Annotated in this window: 23 protein-coding genes; 7 read left to right on the top strand and 16 right to left on the bottom strand. The window is 30.8% G+C overall.

What is annotated here, in order from left to right; translation table 11 throughout:
• Nucleotides 1–30 precede the first annotated feature (30 nt).
• From ACFELW_RS04940 to ACFELW_RS04970, 7 genes are all read left to right on the top strand, one after another.
• A complete protein-coding gene (locus tag ACFELW_RS04940; protein WP_094649533.1) occupies nt 31–711 on the top strand; it encodes a response regulator transcription factor in 681 nt (226 codons plus the stop codon).
• Entirely contained in the window at nt 695–2,005 is a 1,311-nt protein-coding gene (locus ACFELW_RS04945) for a sensor histidine kinase (RefSeq protein ID WP_375329809.1), read from the top strand. Before ACFELW_RS04940 ends, ACFELW_RS04945 begins: the two co-directional genes overlap by 17 nt.
• A 403-nt stretch (nt 2,006–2,408) precedes the next feature.
• Nucleotides 2,409–3,098 carry a polyprenyl diphosphate synthase gene (gene uppS, locus ACFELW_RS04950; protein ID WP_192866928.1) on the top strand — a complete coding sequence of 230 codons (690 nt, stop codon included), beginning with the start codon at nt 2,409–2,411 and terminating at the stop codon, nt 3,096–3,098.
• Nucleotides 3,058–3,783, top strand: coding sequence for a phosphatidate cytidylyltransferase (locus ACFELW_RS04955; RefSeq protein WP_094649263.1), 726 nt, complete (start codon nt 3,058–3,060; stop codon nt 3,781–3,783). The genes uppS and ACFELW_RS04955 overlap by 41 nt, the downstream gene beginning before the upstream one ends.
• Complete coding sequence (locus ACFELW_RS04960; protein WP_094649264.1) at nt 3,761–4,102, top strand: FtsB family cell division protein; 342 nt, start codon at nt 3,761–3,763, stop codon at nt 4,100–4,102. The genes ACFELW_RS04955 and ACFELW_RS04960 overlap by 23 nt, the downstream gene beginning before the upstream one ends.
• Before the next feature lie 9 nt (nt 4,103–4,111).
• Nucleotides 4,112–4,723: a ribonuclease D gene (locus tag ACFELW_RS04965; RefSeq protein ID WP_341759876.1), complete on the top strand. Its 612-nt coding sequence runs from the start codon at nt 4,112–4,114 to the stop codon at nt 4,721–4,723.
• An 81-nt stretch (nt 4,724–4,804) separates the two neighbouring features.
• Nucleotides 4,805–7,018, top strand: a complete 2,214-nt coding sequence (locus tag ACFELW_RS04970) for an ATP-dependent DNA helicase RecG (RefSeq protein ID WP_375329810.1) — start codon at nt 4,805–4,807, stop codon at nt 7,016–7,018.
• A gap of 17 nt (nt 7,019–7,035) precedes the next feature.
• On the opposite strand, the gene recO is transcribed toward ACFELW_RS04970, so the two are convergent.
• The 16 genes from recO to ACFELW_RS05055 all read right to left on the bottom strand — a co-directional run bounded on the left by recO (nt 7,036) and on the right by ACFELW_RS05055 (nt 23,889).
• Nucleotides 7,036–7,746, bottom strand: coding sequence for a DNA repair protein RecO (gene recO / locus ACFELW_RS04975; protein WP_375329811.1), 711 nt, complete (start codon nt 7,744–7,746; stop codon nt 7,036–7,038).
• Nucleotides 7,747–7,748: 2 nt separating this feature from the next.
• Nucleotides 7,749–8,642, bottom strand: a complete 894-nt coding sequence (era, locus tag ACFELW_RS04980; protein WP_375329812.1) for a GTPase Era — start codon at nt 8,640–8,642, stop codon at nt 7,749–7,751.
• A 249-nt stretch (nt 8,643–8,891) separates the two neighbouring features.
• A complete protein-coding gene (rnc, locus tag ACFELW_RS04985) occupies nt 8,892–9,602 on the bottom strand; it encodes a ribonuclease III (protein ID WP_375329813.1) in 711 nt (236 codons plus the stop codon).
• A complete protein-coding gene (gene lepB / locus ACFELW_RS04990; protein ID WP_375329814.1) occupies nt 9,589–10,392 on the bottom strand; it encodes a signal peptidase I in 804 nt (267 codons plus the stop codon). Before lepB ends, rnc begins: the two co-directional genes overlap by 14 nt.
• A gap of 88 nt (nt 10,393–10,480) precedes the next feature.
• On the bottom strand, nt 10,481–12,577 hold the full coding sequence (gene ligA / locus ACFELW_RS04995) for an NAD-dependent DNA ligase LigA (RefSeq protein WP_375329815.1): 2,097 nt from the start codon (nt 12,575–12,577) through the stop codon (nt 10,481–10,483).
• Between the two features lie 29 nt (nt 12,578–12,606).
• Nucleotides 12,607–13,590 carry a polyprenyl synthetase family protein gene (locus ACFELW_RS05000; protein WP_375329816.1) on the bottom strand — a complete coding sequence of 328 codons (984 nt, stop codon included), beginning with the start codon at nt 13,588–13,590 and terminating at the stop codon, nt 12,607–12,609.
• Nucleotides 13,591–13,787: 197 nt separating this feature from the next.
• The gene (locus ACFELW_RS05010) at nt 13,788–14,816 is read right to left on the bottom strand and encodes a glycosyltransferase family 4 protein (RefSeq protein WP_375329817.1); all 1,029 of its coding nucleotides are present in this window, start codon (nt 14,814–14,816) and stop codon (nt 13,788–13,790) included.
• Nucleotides 14,817–14,871: 55 nt separating this feature from the next.
• Complete coding sequence (locus ACFELW_RS05015; protein ID WP_375329818.1) at nt 14,872–16,539, bottom strand: hypothetical protein; 1,668 nt, start codon at nt 16,537–16,539, stop codon at nt 14,872–14,874.
• 135 nt (nt 16,540–16,674) lie between these two features.
• A complete protein-coding gene (locus ACFELW_RS05020) occupies nt 16,675–18,177 on the bottom strand; it encodes an Npt1/Npt2 family nucleotide transporter (protein WP_375329819.1) in 1,503 nt (500 codons plus the stop codon).
• Between the two features lie 144 nt (nt 18,178–18,321).
• On the bottom strand, nt 18,322–18,948 hold the full coding sequence (tmk, locus tag ACFELW_RS05025; protein WP_375329820.1) for a dTMP kinase: 627 nt from the start codon (nt 18,946–18,948) through the stop codon (nt 18,322–18,324).
• The gene (zapE, locus tag ACFELW_RS05030; protein ID WP_375329821.1) at nt 18,938–19,969 is read right to left on the bottom strand and encodes a cell division protein ZapE; all 1,032 of its coding nucleotides are present in this window, start codon (nt 19,967–19,969) and stop codon (nt 18,938–18,940) included. The genes tmk and zapE overlap by 11 nt, the downstream gene beginning before the upstream one ends.
• A 231-nt stretch (nt 19,970–20,200) precedes the next feature.
• Entirely contained in the window at nt 20,201–20,611 is a 411-nt protein-coding gene (locus ACFELW_RS05035; RefSeq protein ID WP_375329822.1) for a response regulator, read from the bottom strand.
• Nucleotides 20,595–21,389: a sensor histidine kinase gene (locus tag ACFELW_RS05040; protein ID WP_341759140.1), complete on the bottom strand. Its 795-nt coding sequence runs from the start codon at nt 21,387–21,389 to the stop codon at nt 20,595–20,597. Before ACFELW_RS05040 ends, ACFELW_RS05035 begins: the two co-directional genes overlap by 17 nt.
• A 408-nt stretch (nt 21,390–21,797) precedes the next feature.
• Nucleotides 21,798–22,397 carry a recombination mediator RecR gene (recR, locus tag ACFELW_RS05045; RefSeq protein ID WP_375329823.1) on the bottom strand — a complete coding sequence of 200 codons (600 nt, stop codon included), beginning with the start codon at nt 22,395–22,397 and terminating at the stop codon, nt 21,798–21,800.
• Between the two features lie 258 nt (nt 22,398–22,655).
• Nucleotides 22,656–23,141, bottom strand: a complete 486-nt coding sequence (locus tag ACFELW_RS05050) for an RDD family protein (protein ID WP_341759142.1) — start codon at nt 23,139–23,141, stop codon at nt 22,656–22,658.
• A 97-nt stretch (nt 23,142–23,238) separates the two neighbouring features.
• Nucleotides 23,239–23,889 (bottom strand): MJ0042-type zinc finger domain-containing protein, encoded by a 651-nt coding sequence (locus ACFELW_RS05055; RefSeq protein WP_341759143.1) that lies wholly within the window; start codon nt 23,887–23,889, stop codon nt 23,239–23,241.
• Nucleotides 23,890–23,953 lie beyond the last annotated feature (64 nt).

A 23,953-nucleotide genomic window follows, 5' to 3' on the forward strand; every position in this document is an offset into this window, starting at 1 on the left:
ATAGTAATTTTTATTACCTAAAATTTATTTATGCAAAGCTCAAAACCCCACATTCTTGTAGTTGATGATGATACTAGAATACAGAAACTTTTAAAACAGTTTTTGTATAAAAACGGCTTTTTAGTATCAACAACACATTCTGTCGAAGGAGCTGAGGAATTATTAAAATCTTCTATTTATGACTTAATTATTTTGGACGTCATGTTACCAAATGTTACAGGACTTGATTTTGCTAAAACTATAAGAGCTACCAAAGACCTTGTACCAATTGTTATGCTAACTGCATTGTCAGAACCAAATGATCGTATCAAGGGCTTAGAAGCCGGGGCATCAGATTATTTAACTAAACCTTTTGAACCGAAAGAATTATTATTAAGAATCAACAATCTATTAAATAGCTATAATAATTATAAAAAACAAGATAAAATCAAACGGTTAGGCAATAATTATTATAATTTCGAATCAAAGGAATTTATAAAAAATAATCAACTGGTACCATTAAGCTCTACAGAGACAAAACTACTAGAAGTACTATTAACCCACATCGGACAAGAAATGAAACGTGATGAGTTATCAAAAATAATGGGAGGACTCAGCCCTCGTTCTATCGACGTACAAATTGTCAGAATAAGGAGTAAGATAGAAGACGATCCTAAAGAACCAAAATATTTAAAAACCATTCGGAATAGTGGATATGCTATCTATACATAAAATTATTCCACAAACATTACTGGCTAGATTTGTACTCATTATCATTGTTCCGACATTAATAGGACAAATTCTAGCAGTGTTTTTGTTCTATGATCGTCACTGGTATAATGTTTCTTACTATACTAGTAATATTATTGCTAATGAGATTATTTCCTTGCTTGAAAAAGACGATAATAATTTATTAGAAAAAAATACCATAGCGACAAATTATTTAAATTTGTCATATCAGTTTTATCCAAAATTAACCTTGCCATCCACGCAACCTAGAATTAGTGAAGAATTAGAGATTTTTAAAAATATTATTAACGTAAAAATTAATAAAAATAATATAGTAAAGCTTAATGATTCAGGAAGAATTGAAGTACTACTTCAATTAACCGATGGTTTAATACAAATAACTTTCCCAGCAAAATTGTTGATGAATCCAACTGCCTATATTTTTGTCTTGTGGTTAATCTTCTTAACCATTTTACTACTTTCTGTTTCCTTAATCTTCTCTAAAAACCAAATTAAATCCATTTTAATTCTGGCAGATGCGGCTGATCAATTTGGGCAAGGAATCACCAAATTACAAACATTTAAACCTTCTGGGGCAAAAGAGATAAGAAAGGCTGGTATTGCTTTTCTTAAAATGAAAGAACGCATTGAAAAGCAAATTAGCAAAAGAACTAGAATGCTTGCTATGATTTCACATGATTTATGTACTCCGTTAACTAGAATGAAGTTACAATTAGAGCTAATGAACAAATCTGAGGAAACAGAAGGTCTTAGGGAAGATATAGTTGCTATGGAGCAAATGATAAAATCATATCTTGATTTTGCTAGAGGAGAAAATGGAGAAGAAACTCAAATAATCGAATTATCTTCTTGGATGTTAAATGTTACAAATAAATGGTCTGCCAATATTGAGTTAATTACGATAGGGCAACCAGTATACACACAAATTAAGCCTAGCAACTTTGAACGTGCAATATCTAATGTAATAAATAATGCGATAAAATATTCTACAAAAATAAAAATTACTATATGCTCTACCTCTACTAATGTAATAATAAAGATTGAAGATAATGGAATTGGCATAAAGGACGAAGAGAAATTATTAGTATTTAAAGCATTTTACCGTTCAGATAAGTCCCGTTCACTTAATAATTCAGGGAATGTTGGACTTGGTCTTGCTATTACTAAAGAAATAATTATTGATCATAGTGGGACAATATCATTACAGGATAGTAAAGCTTTAGGCGGGTTATTGGTTGAAATTTCACTACCTATAGCTAACCCGAGAAAGTTTTAGCCATCAATTGACTATATGTCGTCCCTGTTTCGGTGCGATATCTATAGATTCCGCACCGAAGCGGGAATGAAACAAGGGCAGCTGTCACCCCTGCAAAGGTAGGGGTCTAGAGCATAACTATTGAAAGTTAGAAGAAGCAGCGGTTTTAGACCTGGTAGTTTAAAAGTCGTATATGGGGTAACGTCATTGCGAGGAAGACCGCAGGTCGACGAAGCAATCCATAAAAGTAACCAAAGATGGATTGCCACGACCTACTTGCGTGGTCTCGCAATGACAGAAAAGATATCTAAAACCCACATCTTCTTCTAACTTTCGGCAATTGCGAGATATAGAGATTCCTGCACCAAAATAGGGATAACATTTAAAAACTTACCAAGATTAGCTATATAATACAAAAGTAAATATGAGTACAATCAACAAAGTAAATCATTTAGCTATCATCATGGATGGTAATGCTAGGTGGACATTAGGGAAAGACCTACCTAAATTTGAAGGACATAGAGTAGGTGCTGATAAAGTAAAAAAATTATTAGCAAATTTTATAGAACTTAATATACCTTACGTTACACTTTATACTTTTTCATTAGAGAATTGGCGTAGATCAAAGACTGAGGTCACATTTTTATTGAAATTATTACGTTATTATCTAAAAAATGAGACTGAGGCACTGCACAAGAATGGGGTTAAAATAAAAATTATCGGTAAATTGGATTTGTTGGATTCTGTGTTACAAAAACAAATTCATGATGCTATGGAATTAACAAAACATAATAATAAAATAACTCTTTGTCTTGCTTTTAGCTATGGCGGGCGAGCAGAAATTGTTGATGCCTGTCAGAAAATTATCGATTCTGGTAAAACAAATATTGGTGAACATGAGTTTATTAATTATCTGTATGATCCAGAAATGCCAGATGTAGATTTATTAATTCGCACTGGTGGGGTATATAGAATCAGCAATTTATTATTATGGCAAATCGCATATGCTGAACTATATTTTTCACCTAAATACTGGCCTGACTTTGACAAACAAGATTTATTAGAAGCGTTAGATGATTACTCAAAAAGGAAGAGGACTTTTGGTGGCAGGTAAGAAAAAGTCTAATATATTCATGAGAGTATTATCAGCCTTAGTAATAGGACCGGTATTTATTATATCGATAATATCTATCAAGTCGTTATTTTATATATTGATGTTATTAATTGCCGTAGGTATGTTATATGAATGGTATCAGATGACCAAACCATCAATAACCAAATCGTCCTTTCTTTATGGATTATTTGGGTTGATTATTATTCCCATTCCTATTATATCTTTAGTAATAATTGCTACTGAAGATAAAAATCGGTGGCTATTATTACTCTATTTTACTATAATATGGTCAGTTGATATATTTGCTATGATTGGCGGGAAAAATATAGGCGGTATTAAACTTGCTCCCAAGATTAGTCCTAACAAAACTTGGAGTGGATTAATCACAGGAGTATTAGCTAGCGGGGTTGCGGCATTTTTATTGAGTTTGCTGCCAGGGTTTGATTTGCCAACTTACTATTTGTTAAACAAACGGCACTTAATTATAGCAGCTTTTTGTTTAGCACTAATAGCACAAATGAGCGATTTATTTATTTCATATTTCAAACGCAAATTTGCTATTAAAGATAGTGGCACTATAATACCAGGTCATGGAGGCGTTTTAGACCGATTCGACAGCATAATTCTCACCGCCCCAATATTATTTTTATTATTAAAATATTATGAATTATCAATATCTTATTGATTTAGTTAAAAGATCCAAAATTATAATATTTAATGTTTTGCTTTCTTTACTATTAGCTTATTTTATTTTCCATTCTATTTATGGTAATAGGGGAATTATTGCTTATTTTACATTAAATCAACGACTGGAAAAAGCCTATAGTGAGCTAGAAACTTTAAGGGCAGAACGTGTTGAACTTGAACATAAAGTAAAACTACTTAGACCAGAATCTCTAGACAAGGATATGCTTGACCAAGAAGCTAGAAGAGTTTTAGGAGTGGCGTCTCCAACAGAACAGGTATTTACCGTAAAATATGTGGTAAGCAATATAAAAGATTAGGAGGTTATTATTAGCACTATAGTTTTTTACAATGATATTCCAGAAAATTTTAATATTGCTGGAGACTTAGCAATCGATACAGAAACGATGGGATTAAAAGTGCATAGGGATAGATTATGTCTTTTGCAAATGAGTAATGGTGATGGTGATGCTTATCTAGTAAACTTTATTGACAAGAACTATGCAGCACCTAATTTAAAAAAATTATTACTTGATAAAAATCGGTGTAAAATATTTCACTATGCTCGATTTGATTTAGCCGCAATAAAGAAATATCTTGAAATTGATTTAGAGAATATCTTCTGTACCAAAATATCTTCTAAATTGGTTAGAACCTACACTGATTCCCATGGCTTAAAAGATTTATGTCGCGAATTGCTTTCAGTGCAAATTTCTAAACAACAACAATCTTCCTATTGGGGAAGAAATGAGCTTACGGAAGAACAAAAAGAATATGCTGCCAAAGATGTCCTTTATTTACATCAGCTACGTTCTATCTTACAAGATAGATTATTAGCCGAAAATAGGCTAGACCTTGCAAAACAAATTTTTAAATTCTTACCTATTAGAGCTAATTTGGATCTGATAGGCTGGAACGATATCGATATTTTTATGCACTAAGATTCCGCACCGAAGCGGGAATCTGGATACCTGCTTTCCCAGGTATGACATTAAAAAGACAAAACTATATAGTAATAAAACATGTTAACTATCAGTAAGTTTTTTTTCCTACCAATTAAATCACATATTAACGTTAGTGATAATATAATTGATGGACTTAAAAGATTGGGGATCATCAATTTAAGAGATTTGCTATTTTACCGCCCTACTTCTTATCAACTTAAAACAATTTCGCCCAATTTATCTTTACTGAAAAATGGACAGTTAATTCAAGCGGAAGTAACAATTGAAGAAATTCTTGTTCCTAAAAGCAGAAAGCAGCCTTTAAAAATCTTAGTATCTAATGAGACTGGTTCTATTCTACTGATATTTTTTAATAGACCACCTTATTTTTTGCTAAATAAACTTACGATAGGTAGTAAGCAAATAATTGAAGGCAAGGTACAAATATTCTCTAGCTTAGCTCAAATATCTCACCCAATATTTATTTTTGATAAAAAACTTACCAACTCTATACAATCAATTTATCCTTTAACTTATGGAATAATTAATAAGCAACTTTATTCCTATATAATAAAGGCTATTGATTTGCTTGAAAAAGAGTGTAACAGTATCCCTGAAAATTTTCAAGAAATAAAGGATTATATTGAATCTTTATTAAATGATTTAAAAATCATGCATTTATACCAAGTTCATGATACTAAATTACAAACTCAATCCTTAAGACGATTAGCAGCAAGAGAACTATTTGCTAACCAGCTATCATTACAACATCTCCGTCAACAAACAAAATTAAAACAAGGTAATTCATTTACTAAATCCGTTCAGCTACAACAATCAATACTTAAAATATTAGGATTTGAACTAACATATGACCAAAAAAAAGTCATTGAAGAAATTGAAAAAGATCAATTATCTCCTACAGAAATGATGCGTTTACTGCAAGGTGATGTAGGGTCTGGCAAGACCCTGGTAGCTTTATTAACAATAGTCAATGTAGTATATCATAAATTTCAAGCTGCACTAATGGCTCCTACTGATTTATTAGCAAATCAACATCACCAATTCTTTGTTAAAGCCTTAAGTGAAAGCGGAATAAAGATTGGTTTACTTACTGGGAAAATATCTAGCAAAGAACGCAATAAGCTATTATCAGAGCTAGAAAACGGAGATATTGATATATTAATTGGCACTCATGCATTATTTCAAGAAAAAGTAATTTTTAAAAATCTAGGTTATATTGTCATTGATGAGCAACATAAATTTGGTGTACAACAACGGCTCGATTTAATTAATAAAGCTTCATATCCCGATGTTTTAGTAATGACAGCCACCCCTATTCCTAGAAGCCTTACTTTGACTATGTTTGGAGATATGGATATTTCTAAATTAACCAGTAAGCCAAAAAATCGACTACCAATTATTACTAGCATCTTACCCAAAACAAAACTAAATAATGTAATTTCCGTTTTGGATAAAAAACTAACATCTGGAGAAAAAATTTACTGGATATGCCCCCTTATCGATCAAACTGATGAAGAGTTAGTAACCCAGGAAAAAAACACTAGACCTCTTGCAAAACTCGCTTATGCTGAGGAATTTGAAGGAGACGCGGAACGCAGAACCGCAGCGTACTCTAATGTACGTGAGGATTCGAGTACCGCATCATTGTCCAAATTACCAGCAGAAGTAGAGTTTTGCAAGAGGTCTACTGGGCTGACTGACGTTAATACCAGATTCATTACCATTGAAACCGCCTACCCTAACATTACAACTACTATACACGGCAAAATGAAAAATGAACAAAAAGATGCGATTATGCAACAATTTAAGAATGGTAATATTAAAATTCTTATTGCAACAACTGTAATTGAAGTGGGTATTGATGTCCCAGATGCCACCTTAATCGTCATAGAGAATGCCGAGCAGTTTGGTTTAGCTCAATTACATCAGATAAGAGGTAGAGTTGGACGTGGAATGTTACAATCTCATTGTATTCTTCTATATGATCCTCAAAAATTAACTATACTTGCAAAATCTAGATTTGAAGTGATGAGAAATAGTAATGATGGCTTTTATATAGCTGAGCAGGATTTACTGTTAAGAGGTAGCGGAGAAATATTAGGAACAAAGCAAAGTGGTGAGATAAGATTCTTTTTTGCTGATCTAGCTAGAGACTTAGACCTTTTAACTAAAGCTAATAAATTGGCAGAAGAAAGTTCAAATAATCATTCAGAATTATTGACACTTCAAACAAAATTATTTGCTAAAGTAGAATTTAATGAATTAAACTAGGTTGTGAACACTCACAATTAATCATATAGTACACATTGTATAAAATTATCTCGAGCATGTAGTTTTTGGTTGTTGTGAAAGAAATATCGGTTAAAAAAATATGTAGTTAAATTAAAAGCTTGTTTTTTATCATTATTAGTAATTTCATACTTAGTGGAGGTTAAGAATTGTGGTAAGATTAAAAGCCTGTCTTGATACGCTAGCCCTTCTGATAAACAGACAGCTTTTCCAGATTTTGGTGAGACATATTTCAGATTCTCCTGGCTACCTGTTACTGTACATTTATCCAACTCAAGACCATATCCCGATTCTTGGAGTATGGCTAATTCAAACCTAATATACTCTTCAAAAATAAAATTATTTGCTAGGTTGTTTAAATATTTTACAAAGATTGGGAAAAAATTATTGTGATTTTCTCTTTCATGAAATGCTATTTTAATCAAGCTAATAATTGAATTAAAGGCATATAGCTTAATTTTATTAGTTATTAAAAGACCAGTATAAGATTTTATTAATTCACATTTAGCCATTCCTATATGTTCATGTAATCTAGCTTGCCAAAAAAAATCAACAATATTACCTTGCTGATTTATAGTGCCAGACTTTCTAGATGTTTCTCGTATTACCCCAGAATATAAGCCATGATTTTTAGTAAAAACTGTAATAATAGCCGAATTTTCTTTTAATGGTTTTTTGCCAATTATTATTCCTATATCTTTAAAATTCATATTCAAGTCTGTTGTAATCGCATATGGCTATATGAGTTTGGGTCATCTTGCCAAAGTTCACGTACTTTTACAAAAAGAAAAAGATGAATTTTACAATCAAAAGATATCTGCATTTCCATTCTTGCCTTAGAACCTATTTCTTTAATTTTACAACCATTTTTTCCTAAAATAATAGTCTTATAAGAGTCTCTTGAAACAACTATTACTTGATGAATTTTGATAGATTTATCGTTATTTTCCTGCCACATTTCAGTTTGGACGGTTAAATTGTAAGGTAATTCTTGGTGGAGATTCAAAAATAATTGTTCCCTAGTTATCTCAGCTGCTAAAAATCGCATAGGCAGATTAGTAACATCATCCTCTTCATATAGCCAAGGCGATTCTTTAGCTTGGCTTTGGATATAATTGAGTAATTTATTGACATTTTTGCCGGATAAAACGGATAGCTTTAATATATAACTATCTACGAACTGAGAATTTAGAGTATTTTCTATTTCTTCTAGATATTCAGAAGGAATATCAATTTTGTTTAATAAGAATATTAAATTTATTTTAAGAGTTTGCAATTTTTTGAGTATTTGCAAAGTAAATTGATCAATAGGTTTCGTACTATCTATGATCAATAATACTAAATCTACACCATGTAAACTTGACCATGCACACCGTACCATTGCTTTTTCCAGCTGTTTCTTTGGTTCAAATATACCCGGTGTATCTAGTATTATCAGCTGTGTATCTTTTATGGTAACTATTCCGGTTATAATAGAGCGGGTAGTTTGAACTTTAGGAGTAACTATCGATATTTTTTGTCCAATGAGCTTGTTTAATAATGATGACTTACCAGCATTTGGTTTACCGATTATAGATAGAGATATTGTCTTTTGAAATATTTCCACAGATTAAACCTTACAGTGAGCGTTCACGAAAAAAAGTTAAAGTATAAGACGTCTATTAGCGAGAAAACGTAAGACGACTAAGCAATCTAACCTCACAACCGTTATTGCGAGGAGCTACTTTAGTAGCATTGATGCAATCCAAAAATAATGGATTGCCACGACCTACTTGCGTGGTCTCGCAATGACATTTGGCGAGCGGATTTTTTATTCATCATAAGAAAATAGTAAAAAACCGTAAACGCTCACAACTTACAAATTGTTAAGGTAGTTCATTAATTTACGAGCAGCAACTTTTTCTGCCTCCTTAACTGAGTGACCAGTACCAGTTTGTTGATATTCATCCATCTGTACTAATACAGTGAAGATGGATGAATGTGGAGAACCTTCTCTTTTAATCACTTGATATACAGGCTTTTTAGTCCCTTTTTTCTGAGCTAATTCCTGAAGAGTACTTTTAGGGTCATAATCAGCTAAATCAATAATATCTATAAACTCATACCACAAATCATTTACTATTTTTTTTACTGCGTCAATATTGCTATCAAGATAAATGGCAGCAATTAATGCCTCCATAGTATTTTCGATATTATTAGGATTTTGCCTTCCCCCTAATAGTTCTTCGCCGTAAGTCATAATAATATAGTCTGACAAATTGATCTTGGCAGCTACCTTACAAAGTAATTCTTTACAGACTAGATAAGCTCTAATTTTTGCTAATTTCCCCTCATCATAAGTAGAGAAATTTTTAAATAGAATTTCAGTAATAACAAAATTAATTATTGTATCACCAAGTAATTCTAAACGTTCGTAATTCTTTTGGACTCCATGCTTTACGGTATGCTGTTTTAGAGAAGGGTGGCTTAATGCTTCCAGTAAGAAATCTTTATTATTAAAATTATATCCTATATCTTGCTCAAGTTTTTCCGGAGTAGAGAGTGCTGATTCTTTATTTGTGATCATTTTGTATTTTATCTGTATAAAGAGAAGTAAATAGTCTGTTAAATCTAATAGACGCCAACCAAGTACCAACACGGAATATTTGATTAATTATCCCAATATCACTTTGCCATAATTTTTCTTTTGTCGAAAAATAAATAAATTGTCCTTTGGCAATAAAGTTTTTGAATGGAACAAATCCTAGTTCTATCCTACTATCATTTGATTCATCTCTGTTATCACCAAGAAAGAAATATTTTCCTTCTGGTACATAAAAGATTTCTGTATTACCATATTGATTTGCTAACAAACGATCATTTTGTTTTAATTTATAAGAAAAATAATTTACGCCGTTAGGTAATATTTCCTTATATTTTATGTAACTTCTTCCTTCTTCACTTGTATATGTCCCAACTTCAGTACGATCTATAGCTTTATCATTTATATATACTACATCATTGATTAATTGTATTTTATCTCCAGGTAGCCCAATTAATCTTTTTATATATCGAATATCCATATTATTTGGTGGACGAAAAACTACTATATCCCCTCTTTGTGGTTGTGATGCTAATATTCTATCGTTAAAAATATTAGGGCTGAAAGGAAGAGAATAATTACTATATCCGTAAGAATATTTTGTTGAGAAAATATAATCATTTTCCAGCACTGTCGCTTTCATTGAACCTGTTGGCACAAAGAAATTTTCCATCACAAAAAATCTTATCATCAGTGCCAAAAATATTACAAAGATAAAAGAGGCAAATTCTTGAATTGGTGTTTTTTTGTTAGTAGCCTTACCTGTTATTTGCATATGTAATAATTATTTAATAATAAGTTAAATATGAACAATGATAATCCATTAATATGTTTAAATCCAGCAATATTTTGAATTGTTTTCTTCAAAATATTTGAGTGTGACTTAAGAGTACTAACTCTTGCCACTCATCTTCATCAATAATTTTAATCCCCAGCTCTTTAGCTTTCTTGAGTTTACTACCAGCATCGCTACCTGCCACTACTAAATCAGTGGTAGACGAAACGCTACTGGCTACTTTAGCTCCTAATTTTTCTGCCTGAGATTTGGCTTCTGCTCTTGAGAGAGTTAGTAAGGAACCAGTAAATACCACAATTTTGCCAGATAATGCAGTTTTAGTTGTTTGTTGATTATGGTCTTGAATATTTAGAATTTTACTCAGTTGCTGAATAGTTTGTAAATTTTCTTTAATATCAAAAAAGTCGATAATATCTAGCAAAATCTTATCGCCTATTCCTTCCAGATCATTTAACCTTTGGTAAATTGGCTGTTCACCTTTTAACAAAGATTCCATAGCTGTTATGAAATTATTATAATTCTGAAATTCTCGAGCAAGTAATTTGGCGGTTTGTTCACCAATATGTCTGATTCCTAGGGAATAAATGAATCTATTTAGGGAAACGGTTTTGGCTTTGTCAATATTGGCAAATAGGTTTTCTACAGATTTTCGCCCCCATCCTACCATATTTTCAAGCTTGACTAAGTTTTTTTCATTATTATTTTGTAAATAAAAAATATCCACAGGATTTTCTATTAAAGATTTTTCCAGCAAAAATTCTATTTGCTTTTTCCCCAAACCATCTATATCTAAAGCATTTTTAGATGTAAAATGGCAAATTCGTTCATAATTCTGAGCCGGACAATTTAAACCATTATCGCAACGAATAATTATAGTTTCTTGATTATAATGTAACTGAGAGCCACAAGATGGGCAAAGCTTCGGCATATCGATTTTTAGCGATTCACTAGAGCGTTTGGTAAAATCTACAGCAGTAATTTGTGGTATGACATCACCAGCTCTCTGCAAAAATACATAATCATTGATCCGTATGTCTTTTCTGATAATTTCTTGATAATTATGTAAGGTAGCTCGTGATACCCTAACTCCACCAATAGAAAGCGGCTCTAACTCAGCAACTGGAGTTAATACACCGGTTCTACCTACTTGTAGAGTAATGTTAATTAGTTTAGTTTGACCAATAATCGCCGGAAATTTATGAGCAATAGCAAATCTTGGACTCCTTGCAATAAAGCCCATTCTTTGCTGCAAAGCAAAATCATTTAGCTTATATACAACACCATCAATTTCATAAGGTAATTCTTCTCTAGATGAATTCAAATATTCATAGAAAGATTTCATCTCATCTTCAGAACAAGCTAATTTCCCTATATTATTGACGATGAATCCTAACTCTTTTAACTTATCTAATAAAATATCTTGAGAATCAGCTATTTTGCTACTAACGTTACCCACAGCATAAACAAAATATCCTAGAGGTCTAATAGCTGTAACGTTTGGGTCTAACTGTCTTAATGACCCAGCAGCCGCGTTACGCGGGTTAGCAAATTTATCTTTTTTGGATAATTCTTGAGCTTGATTTAATAATAGAAAATCCTGCTTATTAATATAAACTTCGCCTCTTACTTCCAAAATTCCTGATGTTGCAACTATTGCATGAGGAAAATTCTTGATAGTCTTGATATTTTCCGTTATATCTTCTCCAATAAAACCATCACCTCTTGTCGCAGCTTTGGTAAGTATTCCATCCTCATAGGTAGCAGAAAAAGACAAACCATCTATTTTAGGTTCGCAAAAAATAGCCGGAAAATTATCAAGTCGTAGAAAATTCTTTATTCTATTGATAAATTCTGATACATCTTCACTATCAAAAGCATTACTAAGCGAAAACATCGGATGGATATGTGTTACTTTCGAAAATTTCTCTGCTACAGAACTACCAATTTGTTTAGTCGGACTATTTGCCAGTACCAGATGAGGAAATTTTTTTTCAAGTTCAAGATTTAAATTAAATAATTGATCATACTCAGCATCAGAAATTAGAGGAGCATCTTCTTGGTAATAGGCGTTATTATATTCTCTTATCTTATTTGCCAGGTGTTTTAGTAAATTTTTTACCTCTAATTCAGAAAGATGTTCAATATCAGTTGGAATATTTTGCATATATATGACGCTTGGGGCTGTATTTATTATTAATAAGACCTATTTAAAGTAAATTCTAGTAAGGAAGCTAAGTGATCTTTATAAATATTTTGTATGGGGATTTGCTTTAATAAATTACTAGCTTCATTGTTAATAGCTGCTAAATAGTCGATAATTTGCTGCTTAATACAATGTTCTATCATCAAATCTCGTATTAGTTTAAACTCACTTTCAGTTCTATTATCTGCCTTAATCATTTCTTGAATTTTTAACTGCCACTTATCATCAAGCTTCTTATATAGGAAAATTAGTGGTAGAGTTATTTTCCCTTCTAAAAAATCATCACCTATATTCTTGCCAATATCACGACTATCCCCCAAATAGTCAAATAAATCATCAATGATTTGAAAAATATTGCCTAAATATCTACCAAATTTTTGTAAGATTTCACAAGTTTCATTAGATTGATTAGAAATAATTGCTCCTGCTTCACAAGATACACCAAATAATTCTGCAGTTTTAGCCATAATTATTTCATTATATTCTGTTTCGTCAATAATTCTCCGCTGATTCAATTTTACCAGTTGCGAAACCTCTCCTTCTGATATAATTGCTGAAGCTCTTGATAAAGATTTCATTGCTTTAATAGATTTTGTATCAACCATTAGATGAAATGATTGGCTAAATAAGAAGTCTCCTACTAAAATACTAGCCTTGCTATTCCAGATAACGTTAGCAGTAGGTTTGGATCTTCTCATGGTACTTTCATCTACTACATCGTCATGCAGTAAAGTTGCTGCATGAATAAACTCTACAGCCGCAGCAAGCTTTATGTTATCCTCTCCTACATAACCAAACATTTTACTAGTTAAAATTGTTAGTAACGGTCTGATTCTCTTTCCACCAAATTCCAGCAAATATTTACCTATTACACTAACTAGCTCCTCTTTAGTAGCTAGGTGGGTTAAAATAAGCTTATTTAACGCAGAAAGTTCTTTGCTTAAGTCTTTATGTATTATTTTTATAGTGTCCAATTTATACTCACTTATTAATTAAGTTTTCGTTACTATAACACCGTTAAGGTTCTAGGTAACTCCTTTGTCTAGTTAGCTATACTATAGTCAATTGATGGGAAGTTGGTGACGTCGTCACTCGTCTCTCGCCTATTACTTATAGGCGTCGCTCCATCGTTCCTAGCACCAAATTCCCCTGAATTGACTATAACAAAATTTTAGCTAACGGGAAATGTTGTAATATCGGTAAGAATTTTATATAGTTTTTTTCCTACTATTGCTGGTGTATACAAATTTTGAACTTTTTTATATGCACCTTCTATATATTTTTTAACAATCTCAGGATTATTAATAAGAAAAATTATAGATTCCGCTAATTTTTCTGCATCGTTAATTGGTACAATTACACTATCGTTTTCATGTGACAAAATTTCCCTAGCTCCGCAACTATCAGTAGATACTATAGGTTTCAAATTAGCCATTGCTTCCAAAAGTACAATACCAAAAGATTCTTTTATACTAGGAAGACAAAAAATATCAATCTCAGAAAAAAATTTAGTTTTATCGTTAATCCACCCTAACCATTTAATTTGTTTTTCAATTGATAACTGGTAAGCTAGTTTTTGTAAATTTTCTTTCTCTTCACCATCTCCACCGATAAGCAACTGAACCATTATACCTTGTGATTTGAGTATTTTAACAGCTTGTAGTAAAGTATTTATTCCTTTATCAAGGTGCAAACGTCCTAAGATACCTATAACAGGAATCTTATTCATAGAATACTGAAAATCAATAGTAAGATTATTTGCAATATAAGTAATATTGGGTAATACAAATATTGGCTTCAATATTTTTTTTTGTAATTCATTTTTCATATGTTCGGTAACGCAAATTATCGAATCTGTATATTTAATACCTTTGATACTATAACCATGTGATACGCCGATACTAGGAACTAGTTTTTTTGCAGCCCAACCAGCAATAAATCCGGCATGGTTTGAGTGGGCTATAATAATATCAGCCTTAAAACTTTGTATTAATTTACGTATCTTTAGTATGGCAATAGGGTCTCGTGATCCTATGCGAGAAATTTTATGAAATTCTATATCTTTAATATAAGGTAAAAGATTTGCTTCACTCTCTGCCTTATTAGCAAAAATACACATTACCTCACATTGATGTTCCAATAACATGGAAACATAATCAATTGCAGCTTGCTCAACCCCGCCAAGCCCTTTATTTAACATTACATTAACTACTCGCATATAATTTTACAGAATTAGAAATCTTTCACATACAAGTCTATTGTATAATTTCCTTCTTATGATCATTATCAATCTCCAAAAAAGGTTGAATCATTAATTGTTTTAATAATTTTTGATGTTCATTAAAATCAGGCACTAGCTCTTGTATCCTTTTTGTTATACTATCACCAACCCGTATTTTTTCCGAGGCTTTTTTGTATAATGCTAGATAATATAATGGTAAAAACTTATCAAAATCAACTGTGCCTATTTTTCCTTTTTTTATATTATTGGAATCTAATTTATACTCAAAACTTATGTCCCCTGAGTTAGAGTCAGGATGATCTGATACGGTTTTTAGAAAATAATTAATCCCCTCTTTGTATACAATACGACTATCTTCAGAAAATGTTTTGAACCTACCTAAATTTAACAAGTAATTAGTTATAATATCAGTTACCTTTAAATAATTATTGACGACAACAAGTCCATTAATATCAAATTTCCCAAATGAATTTAGCTTGCACTCACTTGACAAGCGAAATCCAGTATTATTAGAAAATAAACTAAGGTTATGTATTTGAGCTCTCATTACATCGTTTGTTCTAGCAAAAAAATTTACATCTAAATCAAAAATATATTGATGATTTTCTAATTCAGTTAAATTGAATTTATCTTTATTATTGTTAACATACTCTAACTCTTCCATTAACGATAAATTGTTAGGCAATGCTGATATATACGGCAATAAATACTGGATAGAATTTAATATATTATCGGAAAATCCTGATTTCAAATCAATTGTTGATTCAACCTTAAGGTGGCTAGCACGATTACCTTCTTCCTCTTTATTTTGATATAAGAAGCTAGTCAAAGAGTCTTGGACATTGCTTGAAAATTTGCTGGATATCATTTTTATTTCTAAATCGTTAGCAAATTCACTATATATAGATTTATTTGTTTTTATATAAAACTTACCTTCAAAATTAAAAGGCATTGGCCAAGCAAATCTATATAATAAAAGACCGGCTGGTATCCTTCTGTTGATAAGATTACTTTCTAAGATATTGGTTGAATAACTAATATTTAATTTTTGCGGTATATTATTTTTAAAATCTTCTAGATCAGTATAATATTTTTTCTTGTCTAGTGAAAATGAAATAGCTGTATGATCTTCATCATATAGTTTCTGTTGGTCAACCAAATCAAAGATTTTGCTTTTGTCAGATCTTAATTCCAACTTCTCAACAAAATTTATAATTTCAAACGGATCTTTTTTTTGTGTAAAAATCTTAAATAACTTCAAACTTAAAGGAACTTTTGCTATAAAAGAATAATTATCACTTTCGAATTTTGCCCCAAATCCTGATTGAATAGGTTTATAACGACCCGTTGCGTTACCAGAATAGGTGATAAAGCAAGATTGTTTTAGTAAGTCATACCCTATATAAATCGGGGTATGAAATTCAAGTACACTAGTCTCTCCCTCTTCATGCCAGCCAATTATTTGAAAGGCAATTTTAAATGGAAAGCCATAGCTGGCAATTTTATTAAATTTAACAAAATATTTTTGTTCACTATCTACCGTATTAGCAGCAATGTAACGGTTACTATATTGTTGATTAATCTTACTAGCGATAGAACTAATAATTACGAACCATGAGATAGTATAAATCAAAAGAGTTACAGCAATTATCACTGATATAGATATTAATATTTTTCGCATGCTAATTAATCTGAATTCGATATGACAAGTTATTCCAAAATCTGTTATATCTACAAATATAACAGATTTTTATGCTCCACTAATAGCTATTTTCATTATTTTTATGGTATACTCAAATGATTTAAAGAATTGAGGCTAATTACATAATTTTACATATTCACGGTTTAACTGCACTATATCCCAAAACCATAAAATAACTATCATAATAAACATTATTAGTAAATAAACTACTATTGAATCACATGTGGCAGTAGGCACTATTATGAATATAAAAGACTGAATAAAAGCTCCTAGAGACTTACCAAATTTGGTACTAATAACCTCAGCAGCAGCTTTACCTTTTGTTCGAAGTTCTAATGACAAAGGAATATATGCCATTTCCTTTGTTGAATCAAATAACGAATATTTAGTTGATTTACTTAAAATATTTTGTATCCCTCCAATAATTACAGCAGCATAAATTGGATTAAAGTCTTTAATACCACAACCTATATCTTCTGAGAAAATAACAAAAATGAAAAACATTAAACCAGTTATCGAAAACATCAAAGGTGTTAATAATGCTGAAACTAACCAAGTAAATTTCCTAATCACATTACTGCCAACTACCATAAAAGTCACGCAGGAAATTCCCATCCAAATATTAAACCTGCCCATAAAGTTTATATAATCTAACGTATTGGGATTAAGCTCTCTTACTTTAGCTTTCCACGGACCTTCCACTATATTAGTTAGTACTCCATAACAAATTATCAATAAAGCAATGCGTCCAACATATTTTGAGCTAATAATTAGCCTGATACTATCCAGAAGTGGTAAAGAGGTTTTTGCCTGTATTTGAGTTACTTTAAAATCAGCCATTAATCCCTTATCATGCAAAATCAGATAATTAATTAACCTAAATAACAACATTGAAATTATACCGGCAAATACTATTATAGACATAATTGGTTGTAACATTAGTTCTGAATTATATTGTAAATCTTCATCTATTATCATTTGGGTATCGGATATCTCTTGTACATTTGAGAAAGCTACTAATACATTACCAGCTACAATTAAACCAACATTACCTACCATTCCTAAAATTGGATAAAAACGTTTTGCATTATTTGTATCAAAAATATTATTAGCAAATTGCCAGAACATTAGGTTAATAATTACGGCACTCCATAATTCTGCACAAACATACATTATAGCGTAACTCCACTTACCCATTATCTTGATAAACCACCGAAAATTAGGATACAAAGATACTAGATGTTCTATCTGCTCAGTATTTGGATGATAAAACTCCTGATTAGGATAAATGACATAGGCAAATATCAGAAAAAACAACAAAAAGCTTGAAATTATTATATAAAAAATATATTCAAAACGGATGTGATTACTGAGCTTTACATATAATATAGCGAATAATATAGAAGATGGCAAAACAAGCCAGAGTTTTAGAAAACTGATAACCTCCGCTCCCATTGATGGCACAACTAATCCGTCTTTAACAGACCTCAGAGCCCCAAAATTAAAAAGAACACAGAGCATCATTAATGCCATAGGTAGAAAAAGTTTCAACTCCTCCCTCTCTATTGGCCAAATGATTTCCTGTATTTTAGAAAAAATATTTTTGAATGGTAACATTATTATTACACAAAGAATTACCTAAAGATAGAGGCTATATTTCATATATGGTCAAGCTGCACTAGCACTTTTAAAGCTCTATGATAATAAAGTCAATGAAAATTAGCATATTTCTCTATTAACAAAATTAGTTACGTGACAAAATTATATAGTTTTTTCAAGCTTTCGTGTGAGCATCACTACAATTATATCATGAATTTCGTTTGCACTAAGATCTGCAGCGTTTATTTTTACTATTCTATCTGGAAATTTATCTGATATATATTGAAATTTATCATAGACTTTTTGATGAAATTCAATATTCTTACTTTCAAATTTATTATTATTACCCCTTGCCCACGCCCTTGCTAAAGCAATATTTGGCTCTATATCAATAAAAAAGGTAATATCAGGCATTACAGGTGATATTAGAGATTTATGAAGTTCATACACTAAATCAGTACCTACCTCTTGCCCTTGATAACAAGCCGTAGAATCCACAAACCTATCACAAATAACTGAGACCCCAGAATTGAGTTTAGGAATAATCCTTTTATGAACATGTTCGTAACGTGCCGCCATAACTTGCAGCAATTCTGACATAGGTAATAAATCTTGATAAACTAAAATGTCACGCATTTTCTCAGCCGCAATAGTTCCGCCCACTTCATGTGTTAAATCTGCCCGGATATTTTGTGATAATAAATACTGGTGTAGCATATCACTCTGGGTAGATTTACCACACCCTTCCCCACCTTCAAACGTAATAAAATTGCCGTTTTTAATTGACATAACTACCACTATTCATTTCATGTAACCTTGAAATAGTTCTCTTAAATTCATTACTACGCAAACCATTCTGATATATTTTTATGGGTTCATCTTGTAAAGTCATAAATAGTACCACCTTATAAAAATAAGCATTATCAACAAAATTTATAAACCTAACAGCTAAATCTGTATTATCAGAACTTATTATACGAATATTTTCTACTATTATAATAGAAAATTTTTGACAAATATCTACATAATCAACATAACCTAATTCTCTTACAAATAGCTCTTCAAAATCTGTTACTAATATTTTTTCGCTAGCCATTTTAAAAGATATTTTCCGTCCGAAAACAGCAATATCCTTAGGAACTAGCTGGTTATTATTATTTAACTTGCCAATAAGTTGCTGTATCTCGAATTTATTATGTTCATTAATTGGATATATTATGCGTCTGCTAGCCGTTTGCATAATTTTATCTAATCGATAATCATGATCACTATCTAAGTACATGACTTCAAACCTTTGACAAATCTCTTTAATTATTGGCAGAAAAGAATTTCTTTGTAAACCATCTTTATACAAATCTTCTGGTTTAGTATTACTGGTAATGAAGATAAATACCTTACATTTTATCAGTTCAAGGAGTAGCGGTCCTATTATCATAGCATCAGCTATATCTTTAATTTCAAACTCGTCGATACATATTACTGCTGCTTGTTTTGCATAATTTGTCGCAATGCTTTTTATAATATTATTTTTAGACTTTGATTTGTCTTGTAACTGATAAATATCTTTATGTACCGATTGCATCAAGTTCTGGTAATGGATCATTAATTTCTTAATTTGCAATATTTGAAAAAAATGTTGCATTAATGCAGTCTTGCCATTACCTACATTACCATATAAATAGATACCTTGTTTTGCTAATAAACTGCTATTAAAGAACCTCAAAAATGACTTATCTTCAATTTGTTTAGCAAAATTATTGATTCTACTAAGCAGAAATAGCTGCTTTTCATCAAATTTTAATTCAGACAATCGATTATATTCTCGTTAAGGTTATTATTATGAGCCATCCTGAACTTGTTTTAGGATCAATAGCTAATCAAACTTGAGCATTCACGGTTTTTCAATTTCACCATAAATTCTTAATTTTTAAATGTAATTTTTATTATAGCCCCTATATTTTTTATTCTGTCGTGAAAATGTAGGGTGCTATAATTATCAACCCTAAAAACACCTAGGATTATTAAACCCTATTTCATTAACTTAAGCGTATGCTTTATGGAACTTCCTTATAGTTTCAAGCAGTTCTTCGTTTTTATAAGGTTTATGGATTATATATGTCGCTTGTTCTTGTAAGAACCCTTGTATTTCCTTATGATTGCTAGACAAACCACTTTGAAAAATTATAGGAATATGGGCAAGATTTTTGTTACTTCTGATCTGTTTATGTACTTCATAACCTGTCATATCAGGAAGAGAAATATCAAGAAATATTATATCTATTTTATTAGCATATATTTTAAATAAATCAACTGCTTCTTGTCCAGTACAAGCATTGATAATTTTATATTTTTGTTCATGACGTAGCACTAAATTTATTGCGTCATGGCAAATTGGTTCATCATCAACAAAAAGTATAGTAAATATTTTTATAATATTATACTTTGTCATCATTTTGCACCTCTTTTTCATCGTATACAGGAATCATAAATTCTACCTTTGTTCCTTTTCTGCGGTTATTTTCAACAGAAATATGCCCCTTATGAGCTAGTATAATTTCCTGGCAAATAGATAAACCAATGCCAGTACCAATAAAATTATCATTAGTTCGTGAGCTACAAGTAAATATTTCAAAAACAGTTTCAAGCTCTGAGTCTGGAATTCCTATACCTGTATCGATTAAGCTAAAACACCAATAAGGATTATTTTCATAATTCTTTAAATTAATTATTGCCACAATTAATCCTTCTTTAGTGTATTTAAGGGCATTATTAAATAAATTATTTAATAATTGGTTAATTCTAATTGCATCTCCATTAATCATTGCTTTCGTAATACTATGGTTAATAAGAATAATATTTACTTGATCATTAAATACATTTAATTCTGTAAGTTGTTGCACAATATTTTTTATAGAATCTAATAGATCCATAGCAGCAAAATTAAACTTCATCCTCCCGGTACTAAACTTAGATAGGTCTAGTAAGTCATTAATTAACTTTATAATATGCTGACTATTCTTAGCTATTATACCAACATACTTTACATGCTCTTGCTCATCCATTTTATCCCAATTCTCATATAAAAATTGTGCTATACTACTTCCTCCATGTATTGAAGTCCTAATTTCGTGAGTCACGTGATTTAAAATATTATCTTGTTCTGATAATTTTTGTTCTAATTCTAATATTTTAGTTTTTGAATTACTCTTTAAACTGAACCATGAAAACATCCTATACCTACAAATATAAAAAAATACAGGAATCAAAAATATAACTAAAATAGCCCAAATAAGTTGGAACATATGCTTATTTTATTTAAAATAATTATATATTACTTTGTTTTCAAGAATTACTTTTTCATTTTATCATGAATTTGCATACTCACATATCTTATAGTGGTTAGTATGGACTCACCATCTCAAACGAAATTCAATTCTTAAGACCAAAGCAGTATATGTAAGGTGAAATATAAAATAACTAAGAAAAGATTAAACTGCTTAAATAAGCACTTTACAGCATATATAAACAATTTAATGTAGTAACCTTTGACAATTCATTAATAGAAATTATCAAACTATACAACTAATACTTTATGTATAATATCAAGTATTTTGATAAAATAAATAACTTTTAGTAAATTAGTCAAAAGGCTGTCTTAATGTTATTGCAGCAGATAGAGTTCCTTCATCCAAATAGTCCAGTTCTCCGCCTATTGGAATGCCACTAGCTAGTCTTGATATTTTGATGGTGGAATTTTTGAAATATTCAGTAATGAAACAAGCGGTAGTTTGACCTTCTAAAGTAGAATTAGTTGCAATAATTATTTCATTAATGTTCTTATCCTGGCATCTAGCTAATAATTCCGGTAGTCTTAGTGCTTTGGGGTTGTGACCATTAGAAGTTGATAAATTATGCCCTAGTACATGATAATGCCCTTTAAAAATACCACTACGCTCTATTGCCCATAATTCTGTCACTGTCTCAACAATTGCTATGATAGATTCGTTGCGATCATCAGATGAACATACTCTGCAAATATGATGAGAATCTATGTTACCACAAATATTACATTTGACAACATTACTATCTACACAACAAAGAACTGAAATTAGACTTTTTAGCCTAACATCTTTTTCTTGTAAAAGATGTAAGACTATACGCCTTGCTGATCTTTGACCAAGACCAGGTAGTTTAGAGAGAAGATAAACCAACTGATCTATTTCATTTAATTTATTCATAAACATACCTTCACTACTTTAAAAGTTGTTAAAACAACTTATTAACTTACCTTACACATAAACCCCATGACAATTTAAAAATTCCGGAAAAGTACAAAACGTCATTGCGAGACCATGTAATGGGCGAAGCAATCCATTTTTGATCACTTTCTGGATTACTTCGTTGACCTTTACGATCTCCTCGTAATGACGCCAGACTATTTTCCCTATGGCTTTTAAATGCCATGCGTAAGGTGAGTAATTAATTATAGTATTTTTTTAATTCTTAATAACTACAGTTCCAGCAATTTTGTCATGTAAAGCTTGGCGTTGTTTAGAAAATAGTATAAACCAAATACCAACTAGCACTAATACATATCCACAAAATCTTTTAACTAATTGGCATTTACTAGGTTTTTCAAGAGTTATTGCATCTACTATTTTCATATGCATAATAAGTTTTCCAGGTGTGGCTCCGCAATAAATCCAAAAACCAATAAAATATGTTGATACTAGAGCAAAGTTAATGATAAGCATTAAAATAAATAATGTAAAAATACCACTAGCAGTTATGTTTTGGAGTAATTCCGGTTTTCTGCTACCCATTATTAGTATGTCAGCCATATTAGCTTTAAAAAATAATAAAGATAGTCTAGATAAAATAAAGGAAGTGATTGGCGTTGTAAAAATTGACAACAAAAATGAATCTAGACAAGAAGCAAAAAGCCTAGGAACTAGTTTGGGGTATATAATTTGTTTATTCATTTTTTTTCTAGCTTATATTGTATAATTATTTCCGACAGACTCCTAGCCCTAAATTCTCCTGAATTGACTATATTATAAATTTTCTTTCGAAAGAAGTCTAATGTAATATAAGATCCAAACCATTACCAAGCATAATATTTAATAACTCACTGGAACGAGGCACTACATCAAGATTCGTAGCGATATCAATATGTTGTTTAGGTAGGAGTTTGATATTTTTGTGATGCATTATATAAGATTTTACCGTTACATATTTTTTATCTAACAGTCTAACTCTAATTAATGGTATGGTCACATCATGGTCGGAGTTATTGGTTATCTGGTAGGAAACTTTAATTTGTCCTATTTCTTTATTTTGTTCAACATGGATGTTTCCTATAGTTAGGATATTATCATTTTCTTTATACAGAGCTGGTATGTTAAGTTTTTCTTGAAATAACAATAATAATAAAAGAATAATTACGCTAAACAATAAGATAGGTAAAATATTTGAATGTTGGGGAATTTTTGGTGGTAATAAAGCTGGCAAATTAGTACCTTGGGTTAAAAATATTTTATTATTTTCATTAGTGCTAGCACTTTTTGCTGTATGATGATCTGATATAATTGGTGGTTGTTGCTTTTCATGCTCTGATTTTTGATACCAGATATGGTTGCATTGTGAACATTTGACCTTCCTACCGGTCATACCTATTTGTTCTTTTGACACTATAAAGTTAGTGTTACAACTTGGGCAGGAAATACTCATTTACGTACTCTAATTTATGTACTCAAACTATTTAAGTATATTAGGTTGACTTAAAAATAAAGTA

This window comes from Candidatus Tisiphia endosymbiont of Nemotelus uliginosus (assembly GCF_964264755.1).
In the GTDB taxonomy this organism is placed as follows: Bacteria; Pseudomonadota; Alphaproteobacteria; order Rickettsiales; family Rickettsiaceae; genus Tisiphia.